The sequence below is a fragment of the Lysobacter firmicutimachus genome, assembly GCF_037027445.1.
GTDB classification, from domain to species: domain Bacteria; phylum Pseudomonadota; class Gammaproteobacteria; order Xanthomonadales; family Xanthomonadaceae; genus Lysobacter; species Lysobacter firmicutimachus.
In genome coordinates this window covers 2,556,686-2,572,210 of record NZ_JBANDL010000002.1, presented here as the reverse complement: position 1 = coordinate 2,572,210, position 15,525 = coordinate 2,556,686, and the positions used below count along the sequence as shown (strand labels likewise).

Genomic DNA, 15,525 nt, shown 5'->3' with positions numbered 1-15,525 from the left:
GTCGTCGCGCCAGCGACCGAGGTCGCCGGTCCGGTACATGCGCGCGTCGGCCCCACGGGCGAACGGGTCGCGAACGAAGCGTTCGGCGCTCAGCCCGGGGCGGTGCAGGTAGCCGCGGGCCACGCCGGCGCCGCCGATGAAAATCTCGCCGGGCACGCCGATCGGCACCGGCTCGCCGTGCTCATCGAGCACGTACACCCGGGCGCCGGGCATGGGACGACCGATCTGCGGCGCCGCCCCGGCGACCGGCCCGCAGGTGGCGTCGACACTGCACTCGGTCGGGCCGTACATATTGTGGAACACCACGGCGTCGGCCTCGGTCAGCGTCTTCCAGGCCGCAAGATCCAGCGCCTCGCCGCCCAGCAGCAGTTTGCGCATGCCGGCGCCGCGACCGCGCAGCAAACCGGCCGCTTGCAGCATGCGCAAATGCGAAGGCGTGCACTCCATGGCCTCGATCGCATGGCGCTCGATGTAGTCGAGCAAGGCCTCGGCATCCAAGCGGGTGCGTTCGCTCAGCAGATGCACGCTGCGGCCGAAGCACAGCTGGCCCCAGGCCTTGGCCGCCATGTCGAAACCGAACGAGGAATTCCAGGCGATGCGCCGGCAATCCGGCGCCGGGCCATGGATGCGCTGTTCCATGCCGAGCAGGAAGTTGAGCACGTTGCGATGCTCGACCATCACCCCCTTGGGCAAGCCGGTCGAGCCGGAGGTGTAGATCACGTAAGCCAGATGCGACGGCGCCAGGCCGATTTCGTCCGGGTCGGGATCTTGCGCCGAAGCCTGCGCCCAGGGGGCCGATTCCGGCGCCTCGTCGAGCGACAGCACCGTGCAGCCGGCCGGCACCTGCAGGCGCGAACGCAGATGCGACTGGGTCAGCACCGCGATCGGCGCGCTATCGGCCAGCATGTGCGCCAGGCGTTCGTCGGGATGCACCGGGTCCAGCGGCACGCAGGCGCCGCCGGCCTTGAGCGTGCCCCACCAAGCTACGCCCAGCTCGAGGCTGCGCTCCAGGCACAGCGCGACGCGGTCGTCCGGGCGCAAGCCCAGGCTGCGCAAATGGTGGGCGATGCGGTTGGCCCGTGCGTTGAGTTCGGCGTAGCTCAGCGCTTGCCCGTCATAGACCAAGGCCGGCGTCGCCGGCTGCGCCGCAGCCTGGCGTTCGAACAGGCGGTGCAGCAGGTCCTCGTTGTCGGTCGTGCCGGAGGCGTTGAAGCCATGCACGACCCGCTCGCGTTGCTCGGCGTCGAGCAGGCCGATCCGCGCCACCGGCGCCGTTTCGTCGGCGACCATGCCACGCAGCATCGCCGCCAGTGCATTCCAGTGCCGACGTACCGTCGCCTCGTCGTACAAGGCGGTGGCGTAATTGAACCGGCCGACGATGCCCGCCCCAGTCGGCTCCAGGTCGAGCGACAGGTCGAACTGGGCGTGACCGGCCTGCGAGGCCAGCGTGTCCAAGGCCAACCCATCCGCGATCAACCGTGTCGGCGGCGTGTTCTGCCACGCCAGGCGAACTTGGTAGATCGGGTTATAGGCATGCGAACGCGGCGGATTGACCGCTTCGACCACTTGTTCGAACGGCACCTCGCGGTGCTGCTGCGCCTGGAGCGCCACCTCGCGCGCCTGCGCCAACAATGCGGCGACGTCGAGACCTGGGTCCAGCTCGAAGCGCAGCGCTTGGGCGTTGACGAAGAAACCGATCAGCGGTTCGAACTCGGCGCGGTCCCGCCCCGCCAGCGAACTGCCCAGCACGACCTGCGACTGGCCGCTCAGCCGTCCCAGCACCGCCGCCCAGGCCGCCAGCACGACCATGTACAAAGTCGCGCCGTGGCGCTGCGCCAGGGCCGACAAGTCGGCGCTGAGCGCGGGGTCGAGGGCGACGTCGAAGCTGGCGCCCAGGTAATCCTGGCTGGCCGGACGCGGCCGGTCGGTGGCCAATCCGATCAACGGCGGCGCATCGCGCAGCCGATCCGCCCAGTACTGCAATTGAGCCTGCCATTGCGCCCCTTGCGCACGCTGCCGCTGCCAGGCCGCGTAATCGGCGTACTGCACCGGCAAGGCCGGCAGTGGGTCGGCGGTACCGGAACGGAACGCTCGGTACAGAGTCGAGAACTCATGGGCCAGCACGCTCAAGGACCAGCCGTCGGCAGCGATGTGATGCAACGTCAGCAGCAGCACATGATCGTCCTGCGCCAAGCGCAGCAACTGCACGCGCAGCGGCGGTTCGCGCTCCAGATCGAACGGTGCCGCGGCTTCGGCGCGGCACAATTCTTGCAGACCGGCTTCGTCGGAGGGTTCGAGGACGCGGTAGCCGATCGCGACGGGCGCTGGCGGCTCGATCCGCTGCCGCGGCTGGCCGTCGATGGCGAAGAAGCGCGCACGCAGCGATTCGTGACGCGCGACGATACGGTCCAGCGCCGCCTGCAACGCGGCGCGGTCGAGTTCGCCGCGCAGGCGCAAGGCGCCCGGCAGGTGGTAGGCGGCGCCGGCCTGGGCGTCGATCCGGGTCACGTACCACAGCCGTTGCTGCGAATGCGACAACGGCAACGGCAACGGCAGGCTGCGGTCGGCCAATGGAATGGGGGCGACCGCTCCGGGGACGGCGCTCGCCAGCTCCGCCGCCAGGTCGGCCAGGCGCGGCCGGAGGAACACCGAGCTCAGCGCCAGTTCCACGCCCAGGCGCTGGCGCAGTTGCGAGATCATCCGCACGGCCAGCAGCGAGTGGCCGCCGAGTTCGAAAAAGCCGTCGCCGCGGCCGATCGTGGCGACGCCGAGCAGTTCCGACCACAACCGTGCCAGGGCCATTTCATGCTCGCCCTGAGGCGGATCGAATGCGGCCTGCGCGTAGGCCGCGTCGTCCGGGGACGGCAGCGCGGCCCGATCGAGTTTGCCGTTGGCGTTGAGCGGCAGCGCCTGCAGGCGCACGAAGGCCGCGGGCAGCATGTAATCCGGCAGGCGCTCGGCCAGACGCGCGCGCAGCGCCGCCGGATCGGTATGTGCCTCGCCTCCGACCACGTAGGCCAGCAGGCGGCGGTCCTCGCCCTGCCCCGTCCCGACCGCCACCGCCGCCTCGGAGATTCCGTCCAGGCGCAACAGCTCGGCTTCGATCTCGCCCAGCTCGATGCGGAACCCGCGCAACTTGACCTGCTGGTCGTCGCGGCCGAGGAACTCGAGCGTACCGTCGTGGCGCCAGCGGCCGAGGTCGCCGCTGCGGTACATGCGCGGCGCCTGGGCATCGGCCGGCGCGAAGGGGTCGGCGGCGAACCGTTGCGCAGTCAGCTCCGGGCGATGCAGGTAGCCACGCGCCACGCCGGCGCCGCCGATCCAGATTTCGCCGATGGCGCCGACCGGCAGCGGCCGGCCCTGCGCATCGAGCACGTAGATCCGCGCATTGGCGACCGGCCGGCCGATGCTGGCCGGCGCATCGTCGGCACGGCAACGCGCCACGCTGGCGTTGATCGTGGTCTCGGTGGGGCCGTAGGCGTTGGCCAGCGCCGGACGATGGCCGTCGCGACGCCACCAGGCCTGAAGTGCGGCCGCACCGACCGCATCGCCGCCGATCACGATCTGACGCAACCGGGCCGGCAGCGCCGCCGTGGGCGTCTGCGCCAGGCGCTGCCAGAACAGAGTCGGCAGATTGGCGATGGTCAGGCGGTGCCGGTCGCACAACTCGCACCAACGCTGCGGCTCGGCCAACCAGTCGTCGGTGCGCAGCACCAGCGTCGCGCCGTGGCTGAGCGCGCCGAAGATCTCCTCGCCGGCGACGTCGAAACTGAGGCCCGAGAACTGCAGCACGCGATCTTCGGGCGAGAATCCGTACAGCGCTTGCAGCGCCGCGATCTGATGCGAAAGCTGGCGGTGTTCGACCATCACGCCCTTGGGCGTACCGGTCGAGCCGGAGGTGTAGATCACGTAGGCCAGGTGCGAGCCGTCGCCGGCCCAGGCACGCAGGTCCGGCGCATGCGCCGGTGCGGCGGCCCACGGCGCGTGCTCCCAGGCGGTCGCGTCGAGCGCGATCGCGCTGCAGCCTGCCGGCGCCTGCAGACGTTCGCGCAAGGCGGTCTGGGTCAGCAGCGCCGCCGGCGCGCAATCCTGCAACAACCAGGCCAGGCGCTGATCCGGGTGGGCCGGGTCCAACGGCACGTAGGCGGCGCCGGCCTTGAGCGTGGCCAGCACCGCCACGATCAGCTCCGGCCCGCGCTGCAGGCACAGCGCGACCCGATCGTCGGCGCGCAGGCCCAGTCCGCGCAGGTAATGCGCCAGCCGATTGGCGCGCCGATCCAGTTCGGCATAGGTCCAGGATTCGCCGTCGTGCTCCAGCGCGACCGCGTCCGGCCGCTGCGCGGCCTGGCGTTCGAACGCGGCCTGTACGAACGGATGCGCCGGCAGCGCTGTGCCGCCGTCGGCGAACTCGTGCAGCAGGCGCCGGCAGTGCGGCCCGTCGAGCAGGTCGATCCGTTCGACCGGTTGGCGATCGTCGGCGGCCATGCCGCGCAGCATCGCCGCCAGGCTGTCCCACAGCCCGCGCACCGTCGCCTCGTCGTACAACGCGGTGGCGTAGTTGAACTTGCCAATCACGCGCTCGTCTTCGTCCTGCAGGTCCAGGGCCAGGTCGAACTGCGCGCTGGCCGGCAGACTCTCGACCCGCTCCACCTCCAGGCCGGCCAGCTCCAGCTTCACCTCCGGAGTGTTGAGCCAAGTCAGCATCACCTGGAACACGGGCGCATGCGCCATCGAACGCGGCGGATTCAAGGCCTCGACCAGCCGCTCGAACGGCACCTGCTGGCGCTCCTGCGCCTGCAATGCGGCGTGCCGGACCTGCGCAAGCAGTTCGGCCGCGCTCGCCGCCGCATCCAGATCCACCTGGATCGCCTGGATGTTGACGAAGAAGCCGATCAGCGGCTCGATCTCGACCCGGTCGCGGCCGGCGTGCGCGCTGCCGATCACCACCCGGCGCTGGCCGCTGTACCGCGCGACCACCGCCGCCCAGGCCGCCAAAGCCACCATGTAAGGGGTCGCGCCGTGGCGCTGGGCCAGGTTGCGCAAGGCTTCGCTCGCCGCCGGGTCCAGGCCGACCTCGAGGCTGGCGCCGCGGTAATCCTGCAACGGCGGTCGCGGCCGATCGGTCGGCAGCGCGACCAAGGCCGGCGCGCCGCGCAAGTGCTCGACCCAGGCCTGCAGTTGTTCCTGTGCCTGCGGCTCGGCCAGCCGTTGCTGCAGCCAGACCGCGTAGTCGGGGTAATGCACGGGCAGCGCCTGCGCAATCGTCGCCCGGCCCTCGCGCCGGGCGCTGTAAGCCTGCGCGACTTCGCGCATCAGCACGCTCAGCGACCAGCCGTCGGAAACGATGTGGTGCATCACCACCAGCAGCACGTGCTCGTCGGCGGCGACGCGCAGCAGGCGGCCGCGGATCGGCGGGCCGGACGCGAGATCGAAGGCCTGCGCCGCGGCCTCGCGGCACAGCGTCTCGATCTGTGCCGGGCTGAGGCCGCTGGCATCCTGCTCGGTCAACTCGAAGCCGCGCGGCGGATCGATCACCTGCCAGGGCTGACCGTCGACGGCGACGAAACGCGTGCGCAGCGATTCGTGACGCTCGACCACGCCGTCCAAAGCGCTGCGCAAGGCTTGACGATCGAGCGCGCCGCGCAGGCGCAACGCCCCGGGGATGTGGTAAGCGACGCTGGCCTGCGGATCGACGCCGGCGATGAACCACAGCCGTTGTTGCGCAGGCGACAGGGGCAAGGGCTGCGAGCGGTCGGCGGTCGGAATCCGGCTGCCCAGAGGCTGGACGTCCGGCGCGACGCTCGCGGCCGCGGCCACCGTGGCGGCCAGTTCCGCTAGGCGCGGCTGGACGAACAGGGTCGACAACGCCAGTTCGGCGTCGAAGCGCTCGCGCACTTGCGAGATCAGTTGCACCGCCAGCAGCGAGTGTCCGCCGAGTTCGAAGAAGTCGTCGTCGCGTCCGACCCGATCGACGCCGAGCAGTTGCGACCAGATCGCGGCCAGCGCCCGCTCCCACTCGCCCTGCGGTTCGACATAGGCGCGGCGGCCGTAGTCCTCGCTGTCGGGCGCCGGCAAGGCCTTGCGGTCGAGCTTGCCGTTCGGCGTCAGCGGCCAGGCGTCCAGAGTCACGTAGGCCGTCGGCAGCATGTAGTCCGGCAGGCCCTGGCTCAATTGCGCGCGCAACTGCGCCGGGTCCGGTTTCGCTGCAGCGGGCTCGGCGATCAGGTAGGCGACCAACTGGGTTTCGCCTGCCCGCTCGTCGCGGGCGAGCACGACGGCTTCGCGAACGCCGTCGATGCCGATCAGTCGCGCCTCGATCTCGCCCAGTTCGATGCGGTAGCCGCGCACCTTGACCTGGAAGTCGTTGCGGCCGAGGTATTCGATGCTGCCGTCCTCGCGCCAGCGGCCCAGGTCGCCGGTCTTGTACATGCGTCCGCCGCCGCGGCGGTCGAACGGGTCGGCCAGGAAGCGCTGCGCGCTCAACGCCGGCCGCTGCAGATAGCCGCGAGCGATCTGCACGCCGCCCAGGTACAACTCGCCGGCGACGCCGACCGGCACCGGCCTAGCGTGCGCATCGAGCAGATAAACGCGGCTATTGCCGATCGGTTTGCCGATCGGCGGCAAGTCTTCCCAGTGCTCGGCCGGGCCGCTCAGCGTGTGCGCGGTGACGACATGGCTCTCGGTCGGGCCGTAGTGGTTGTGCAGGCGCGCCTGCGGCTGGCGGACGAACAGACGCCGGATCGCCGGGGTGATGCGCAATTGCTCGCCGGCAGTGATCAGGTCCTGCAGCATCGGCAGCGGCTCGGCGCGCTGCGCCCACAGTTCGCTCAGGCGGTTGAGCGCGATGTACGGCAAGAACAGGCGCTCGATCGACTCCTGCGCCACCCATTCGGCCAGCGCCGGCAAGTCCTGACGCAGTTCCTCGTGCAGCAGCACCAGGGTGCCGCCGCTGCCGAGGGTGCTGAAGATCTCCTGGAAGGCGACATCGAAACCCAGCGCGGCGAATTGCAGGGTGCGCGCAGGCTCTGGCAATTGCTCGCGCTGCCAGGCCAGCAGGTTGACCAGGCCGCGATGCGGCATGGCCACGCCCTTGGGCTCCCCGGTGGAACCCGAGGTGTAGATCACGTAGGCCAAGTGCTCGGGCTTGAGGCCCAGCTCGCCGCCGTGCACGTTGGCGGCCGAAGCCTTGGCCCAGGCCAGCATCGCGTCGTCGAGCAACACCAGCGCGGCTTGGTCCGGCAGCAACCGCGGCAGCAGACGATGCTGCGTCAGCAGCGCCGCCGGGCGGCTGTCGCGCAGCATCTGCGCCAGCCGTCCGTCCGGATGGGCCGGGTCCAGCGGCACGTAGGCGCCGCCGGCCTTCAGCGTGGCGAGGATCGCGACCACCATCGACAGGCTGCGTTCGACGCAGATCGCCACGCATCGATCGGGCCCCACGCCGAGTCCACGCAGGTGCCGCGCCAGGCGATTGGCCTGTTCGTTGAGCGCGCGATAGCTCAGCTGCGCGCCGTCCAGCTCCAGCGCGACCCGTTCCGGATGCGCTGCCGCCTGCTGTTCGAAGGCCTCGTGGACCAGCGCCGGCGCGGCGTAGTCGCGGCGAGTGTCGTTGCAGTCGTAGAGCACGCGCCGCCGCTCCGCGGCCGGCAGTGCATCCAGCGCGCTCAGCGGCGCATCGGGCGTGCGTTCCAGCGCTTCCGCCAAGCCGGCCAGCGCCTGTTCGACGAAGCCGGCGACGCGCTCGGCCGAGACCGCGGCATCGACCTGCACGGTCAGTTCGAATCCGCGCCCGGTGTCGTCGACGTGCAGACTGAACGGATAGTTGGTGCGGTCGTTCACATCCAGCAGGCGCACTCCATCGAGCACCCGGGTCAGCGCGGCGCTGCCGACTTCGCTATGGCGGTAATTGAGCAGCGCCGAGAACAGCGGCGTATGCGCTTCCATTGCGCTGCAGCGCTGGGCCAGGGCCAACGAGGCGTGCTCGTGGCGCAACAGGCCGCTCAATCGCTCGTGGGTCTCGCGCACGGCCTGGCGCACGTTGCGGCCGGCGAGCCGCAAGCGCAGCGGCAGCGTGTTGATGAACATGCCGATCGCCCGGTCGGCGCCGCCGCCGTGCATGCGTCCGAACAGCACCGTGCCGAACACCACATCGTCGCGCCCGCTGCACTGGCCGAGCACCTGCGCCCAGGCCAGGTGGAACAGGCTGGCCGGGCCGACCCCGTGCGCCGTCGCCTGCCGACGCAGGCGCGCCGCCAGTTCGCCGGACACGGCGCGCTGGACCTGTTCGATCTTCGAGCCGTCGCCCTGCACGTCGAGCAATCCGAACGGCGCGGTCGGTTCGTCCAGGTCGCCGAGCATGGCGCGGAAATAGGCTTCGTGCTCGGCTTCGCCGATGCCGAGCCGTGCCTGGGCGACGAAGTCGCGGAACGGCGCCGACGGCGGCAGTTCGGCTTCGTCGCCGCGCTCGATGGCGGCGATTTCTTCGACCAGTTGCTCCAGGGTGTTGTGGTCCATCACCAGGTGGTGATAGCTCAGCAGCAGAAGCCAGCGCTCGCCGCGGTCGGCGCGGGCGGCATGCGCGTGCATCATCGGCGCGCGGCGCACGTCGATACGCGCTCCACGCACCTGGGGATGCTCGCGCAGCCGCTGCTCGGCCGACTGCGGCCCCGGCGGCAATTCCAGCGTGCGAAGATCCAGCACGGCGCGGCGCCACACCACTTGCACCGGCTCGGGCAACCCCTCCCAATGCACCGCGGTGCGCAGGATGTCGTGCCGCGCGAGCACCCGCTGCAAGGCGGCGACGAAACGGTCAAGGCGGCCGCGATCGTCGAATTCGAGCAGGGTCGGCAGGACATAAGTGTCGCGTTCGCGCTGCAGCAGGTGATGGAACAAGATGCCCTGCTGCAGCGGCGCCAACGGATAGATGTCCTGGATATTGCCCGCGCCGCCCGGCGTGGTGCGTACGATGCGCTCGATCGCCGCATCGTCGAGCGCGACCAGCGGCAACATGGCCGGCTCGATCGTCTCGCAACCGGGCGGAATCCGGTTCGGCGGCACTGTCACCGTCGTCGCCTCGTCCGCGCCGCCCTGCACCGCCGCGGCCAACCCGGCCAAGGTCGGATGAGCGAACAGCGAACGGATGTCGCTGGACCAGCCGTGCCGGCGCAATTGTTCGAGCAGGCGAATCGCCAGCAGCGAATGTCCGCCGAGCGCGAAGAAATCGTCGTCGCGGCCGATCCGCTCGACGCCGAGCAATTGCGACCAGATCGCGGCCAGGGCCTGTTCGACCTCGCCCTGCGGTTCCGCATAGGCGCGACGACCGAGCGCCCCGCCATCCGGCGCCGGCAGCGCATTGCGGTCGAGTTTGCCGCTCGTAGTCAGCGGCCAGGCGTCCAGGGCGACGTAAGCCGCCGGCAGCATGTAGTCCGGCAGGCGCCGGCTCAGTCGCTCGCGCAGTTGCGTGGCGTCCAACCGCGCTGCGCCGGGTTCGCCGATCCAGTAGGCGACCAAGCGGGGTTCGCCCGCACCGTCCTCGCGTGCGGTCACCACCGCCTCGCCCACGCCGTCCAGGCGCATCAGCTGCGCTTCGATCTCGCCCAACTCGATACGCTGGCCGCGCAGCTTGACCTGGAAGTCGTTGCGGCCCAGGTACTCGATCGCGCCGTCCGCGCGCCAACGGCCGAGATCGCCGGTCTTGTACAGGCGCCCGGCACCGCTGGGGTCGAACGGGTCGGCGATGAAGCGTTCGGCGGTCAGGTCCGGCCGGTTGAGGTAGCCGCGCGCCACCTGCACGCCGCTGATGTACAGCTCCCCGGCCACCCCCACCGGCACCGGACGCAACGCGGCGTCGAGCAGGTAGAGCCGCGTGTTCGCGACCGGCCGGCCGATCGGCACGACCGTCTCGTCGGCCGCGCTGCACGTCCAGGCACTGACCTCCACCGCCGCTTCGGTCGGGCCGTACAAGTTGTACAGCCGCGCCTGCGGCAGGCGCTCGCGGCACTGCCTTGCCAGCGCCGCCGGCAAGGCCTCGCCGCTGCAGATCACCCGGCGCAGGCTGGCGCAACCGGCGACCGCATCAGGCCGGGCCAGGAACAGCTGCAGCATCGACGGCACGAAATGCAGGGTGGTGACCCCGGCGCTGCGGATCAGCTCGCCCAGATAGGCGGGGTCCTTGTGCCCTTCCGGGCGCGCCAGCACCAGTTGCGCACCGGCCATCAGCGGCCAGAAGAACTCCCACACCGACACGTCGAAGCCGAACGGCGTCTTCTGCAGCACTACGTCCTGCTCGGTCAAGGCGTAAGTCTGCTGCCCCCAGTGCAGTCGATTGACGATGCCGCGGTGCTCGTTCATCACCCCCTTCGGCCGGCCGGTCGAACCGGAGGTGTAGATCACATAGGCCAGGTGGCGTTCGCCCAGGCCGACCTCGGCCGGGTCCAGGTCGTGCCCGGCCAATACCGAGGCGGTGGTGTCGCGATCCAGCGCCACCACCGGCAACGACGTCGCCGGCAGTCGCGATTCCAGCGCCGATTCGGTCAGAACCGCGACCGGCGCGGCCTCCTCGAGCAACTGCTGCAAGCGCTCGGACGGCAATGCCGGATCCAGCGGCAGGTAGGCGCCGCCGGCCTTGAGCGTGGCCAGCAACGCGATCACCAGATGCTCGCTGCGCTGCAGGCACACGCCGACCCGCGCATCCGGGCCGACGCCGAGCAGGCGCAGGCGGCGCGCCCATCGGTTGGCGCGCGCATTGAGCTCGGCATAGCTCAGGCGCCGGTCTTCGAACGCCAGCGCGATCGCATCGGGGCGTTGCGCCGCCTGACGCTCGAACAGCTGATGCAGCAGCAGGCCGCGCGGATACTCGGTGTCGGTGGCGTTGAAGGCCTGCAACACCTGTTCGCGTTCCTGCGCCGGCAGCCGCTCCAGGCGATCGAGCGGTCGCTGCGGTTCGCGCTCCAATGCGTCGACCAGCGCCTGCAAGGCCTGCTCGACGAAGCCGCAGATGCGTTGCGCGTCGACGCTGCGTTCGACTTCTGCGGTGAGGACGAAGTCGCGGCCGAGATCGTCGACGTACAGGCAGAACGGATAGTTGGTCAGATCGCGCCCGCCGAGGAACTCGATGCCCTCGGCGATTCGGCTTTCGCCGAAGGTTTCGGCGCGGCTGTGGCGGTAGTTGAGCAAGGCGGAGAACATCGGCACGTTCGCGCCGAGACCGCTGCAGCGTTGGGCCAGGGTCAACGACGCCTGCTCGTGGCGCAGCAGGCCGGTGAGGCGTTCGTGGGTCTCGCGCAGTCCCTGCGCCGCACTGCGTCCGCTCAGGGCGATGCGCACCGGCAAGGTGTTGATGAACATGCCCATGGCGCGATCGATGCCGGGGCCGCCGTGCATGCGACCGAACAACACGGTGCCGAACACCACGTCGTCGCGGCCGCTGCACAGCCCCAGCACCTGCGCCCAGGCCAGATGGAACAGGCTGGCCGCACCGACGCCGTGGGCGCGGGCCAGGCGGCGCAGCCGCTCGGACAATTCCGCGGGCAAGTCGTGCCGGGCCTGCTCGATCCGCGAGCCGTCGCCCTGCACGTCCACCAAGCCGAATGGCGCGGTCGGCTCGTCCAGGTCGCCGAGCATGGCGCGGAAATACGCCTCGTGCTCGGCCTGCCCCGCATCCTGGCGCGCGCGCGCCACGAAGTCGCGGAACGGCACCGGCGCCGCCAGTTCGTCGCCGCGTCCTTGCAGCAACGCCGCCACCTCGTGCAGCACCAGTTCGGTCGTGGCGTGATCCACGGTCAGGTGGTGGTGCAGCAATTGCAGCAGCCAGTGCCCGCCGACAGGATCGAACGCCGCATAAGCCTGCAGCATCGGTGCGCGGCGGAGGTCCAGCCGGGTGCGGCGCGCATCGGCCCGTGCCTGCAGTTGCGCCCGCACGTCGCCGCGGGTTGGGTCCAGATCGAGTTCTTGCACGCGCAGTTCGGCGCGGCGCCAGACCACCTGCACCGGCTCGTCCAGGCCTTCCCAATGCACGGCAGTGCGCAGGATGTCGTGGCGCGCGATCACCTGCTGCAGGGCGGCGAGGAAGCGGTCCAGGCGGGCGCGGTCGTCGAAACGCAGCAGCGCCGGCAGCAGGTAGGCGTCGCTTTCGGGCTGCAGCAGGTGGTGGAACAGGATGCCCTCCTGCAACGGCGCCAACGGGTAGATGTCTTGGATATTGGCCATGCCGCCGGGCACGGCGGCGGCGATCCGCTCGATCTGCGGCTGGTCCAGGCGAACCAGCGGCAGCATCTCGGGCACGATGCGTTCGCAGCCACCGGCGATGGCATTGGCCGGTATCGCGACCGCATCATCCTGCCCTTGCTCGGCGCATGCGGCCAGCGCACTCAGGCTCGGCGCGGCGAACAGATCGCGGATGGTCACCGGCAGCCCTTCCTGGCGCAGCCGCTCGGCCAGTTGCACGGCGAGAATCGAATGGCCGCCGAGTTCGAAGAAGTTGTCGCTGCGGCCGACCTGATCGACCCCGAGCGATTCGGCCCAGATCCGCGCCAGCGTCTGTTCGACCGCTCCGCGCGGCGCCTCGTAGGCGCGCTGGCGATAGGCCAGATCGTCCGGCGCCGGCAGCGCCTTGCGGTCCAGCTTGCCGTTCGCGGTCAGCGGCAGCGCCGGCAGGCGCACGTACGCCGCCGGCAGCATGTAGTCGGGCAAGCGCTCGCGCAAAGACTCGCGCAGCCGCGCCGGCTCGGGCAGCGGCGCGGCGTCGTCGGCGACCAGATAGGCCACCAGGCGCTGGTCGCCCGGCACATCCTCGCGCGCGACGACGATCGCTTCGCCGACGCCGTGGATGCGGGCCAACTGCGCCTCGATCTCGCCCAGCTCGATGCGGAATCCGCGGATCTTGACCTGCTGATCGTTGCGGCCGAAGTACTCCAGCGTGCCGTCGGCCAAGTAGCGGCCGAGATCGCCGGTGCGGTACATGCGCGCCCCGGGCACGCCGCTGAACGGGTCGGGAAGGAACCGCTGCGCATCCAGCTCCGGGCGCCGCAGGTAGCCGCGCGCCACGCCGGCGCCGCCGACGTACATTTCGCCGGTGCAGCCCACCGGCAACGGCCGCCCCTGCGGGTCGAGCACGTACAGGCTCAGATCGCCGATGCGCGCGCCGATCGGACTGGCGCCGGGGCGCTCCGCATCGGCCGGCTGCAGCGCCCGATAGGTCACGTGCACCGTGGTCTCGGTAATGCCGTACATATTGACCAGGCGCGCGGCGCGGTTGTGCGCCTGCGCGTACCACGGCTTGAGGCTGGCCATTTCCAGCGCTTCGCCGCCGAAGATCACGTAGCGCAACGCATGCGGGCGCGGTTCGGCTTGACCGGCGGCGATGAACTGGCGGAAAGCGCTCGGGGTCTGGTTGAGCACGGTCACGCCCTGCTCGCAGACCAGGCGATGGAACTCGGCCGGCGCCCGGCTGATCGCATGCGGCACCACGATCAGACGCCCGCCGTGGATCAGGGCGCCCCACAACTCCCATACCGAGAAGTCGAAGGCGAATGAATGGAACAGGGTCCAGACATCGTCGCGGCCGAAGCCGAAATCGGCCTGCGTCGCGGCGAACAAGCGGCTGACCTGGGCGTGTTCGACCATCACGCCCTTGGGCAGGCCGGTCGAGCCCGAGGTGTAGATCACATACGCCAGATGTGCAGGCGTCAGCCCTGCGATCGTCGGATCTTCGGCGCTCGCCTGCGCCCAGGGCCGCTCGGCCTGCGCCGGGTCCATCCGCAGCGCACGATATTCGGCGGCCGGCTGCAGGCGCTGCAGCATGTCGTCGTCGCCGATCAGCACCGCCGGCGCGCTGTCGCGCAGCATGTGCAGCAGACGCTCGTCGGGATAGGCCGGGTCCAGCGGCACGTAAGCGCCGCCCGCTTTGAGCGTGGCCAGGATCGCCACCACCAGGTCCAGGCCGCGGGCCAGGCCGATCGCGACCAGCGCGTCCGGCCCGACGCCGAGTTCGCGCAAGTGATGCGCCAGACGGTTGGCCCGCCGATTGAGCTCGCCATAGCTCAACGCCTGGTCCTGGTACTGCACCGCGACCGCATCGGGCGTATCGCGCGCATGGCGTTCGAACAGCCGATGCATCAATTGCGGCGCGCCGGTGTCCGACTGCGGCTCATTGAACCGATGCAGGACCAGGGTGCGCTCGGTCTCGTCCATCAGCGGCAGATCGCCCACCGGGGTGTCCGGCGCTTCGATCGCGGCCAGAAGCAATCGTTCGAGCCGGCGCAGGTGCGCGGCCATGTCCTGCTCGCCGAACACGTCGGGGTCGTAGTTGAATTCGATCCGGACCGGGCGCTGTTGCTCGTAGTCGCGCACATACACCGCCAGGGGCTGGCGCTCATAGCCGTTGTGCAGGGGATGCGCCGAAGTGGCGACGCCGGCCATGCCCAGGTCGCCTTGGAAGCCCTCCATCGACAACGTCAGGTCGAACAGGCCGCGACGGTCGCCGACCCCGGTGAGCAATTCGCGATGCAAATCGGCCAGCGGGTAGCGCTGGTGCCGGTAGCAGCGCTTCATTTCCGCCGCGGCCTGCGCCAGCACCGCGGCGAACGGGGACCGCGCATCGACCGCAATGCCGACCGGAATCGCCGCGGCGAACATGCCGACTGTGCGCCGCTGCGCGGCGCCGGTGCGGTTGTGCACCGGCATGCCGATCACCACCTCGTCCTCGCGCCCGGCGAGACGGGCGAAATACACCGCCAACGCGGCGGCGATGAAGTGCGTGCTGGACCCGCCCTGGGCTGCGGCGACTTCGCTCAGTCGCCGATAGTGGGCGCGCTCCAGTTGCCAGACCGCCTGGCCGAATCGCCGATCGAAACGGCCGCGCCGGCCCGGCGCCTGCTCGAACAGCGGGTCGGGCAGCTTCGCATAGCGCTGGGTCCAGAACTCGCGGTCCTTGGCGTGCCGCGGCGAGGCCAGATACTCGGTGTCGCGGGCGATGAAATCGCGATAGTCGGCTTCCCGACCCGCCTCGTCGCCCCCCTCCTCTGCAGCCGCCAAGGCCTCGCCGCGTTCGAGCCGGTTATAGGCCTCGCTCACCGCCTGGCCGATCAAAGACACGGTCCAGCCGTCGGCGATCAGATGGTGGAAGCACAGCAGCCAGTAGGCGCGCTCCGGCGCCACCTGCAGCCACTGCATGCGCCATAGCGGCTGACCGTACAAGGCAAAAGGCTGGTCGAAAGCCTCGCGCATGCGGTCCCAGGCGCGCTCCTCGGCGTCCTCCCGACCGCGGAGGTCGATGCGCTGCAAACCGGTCCCCACGATATCGGCGAAGCGCTGCCGGGCGCCGTCGCGGCTGCGTTCGAGCACGATCCGCAAGGCCGAATGGCGCTGCGCGACGTAGCGCATCGCGGCTTCGAAGCGGTCCGGGTCCACGGCCCCTTCGAACAGCACCGCGATGCCGATGTTGTAGCAAGGCAAGTCCGGCGCCAACGACTGGTCCAGCCACACGGCCTGCTGGGGAGAGCTCAAAGGATGGAGTGCTTCGCTGCTCAT

General features: G+C 70.3%; 1 protein-coding gene (running past one end of the window). It reads right to left on the bottom strand.

The genetic code is table 11. The annotated features are described in order from the left end of the window. On the bottom strand, window positions 1-15,525 hold the 5' portion of the coding sequence (locus V2J18_RS11340; RefSeq protein WP_336131825.1) for an amino acid adenylation domain-containing protein. 597 nt of this gene lie to the left of the window's left edge; the window shows 15,525 of its 16,122 coding nt (coding positions 1-15,525); it begins with the start codon at window positions 15,523-15,525; the stop codon falls past the left edge of the window.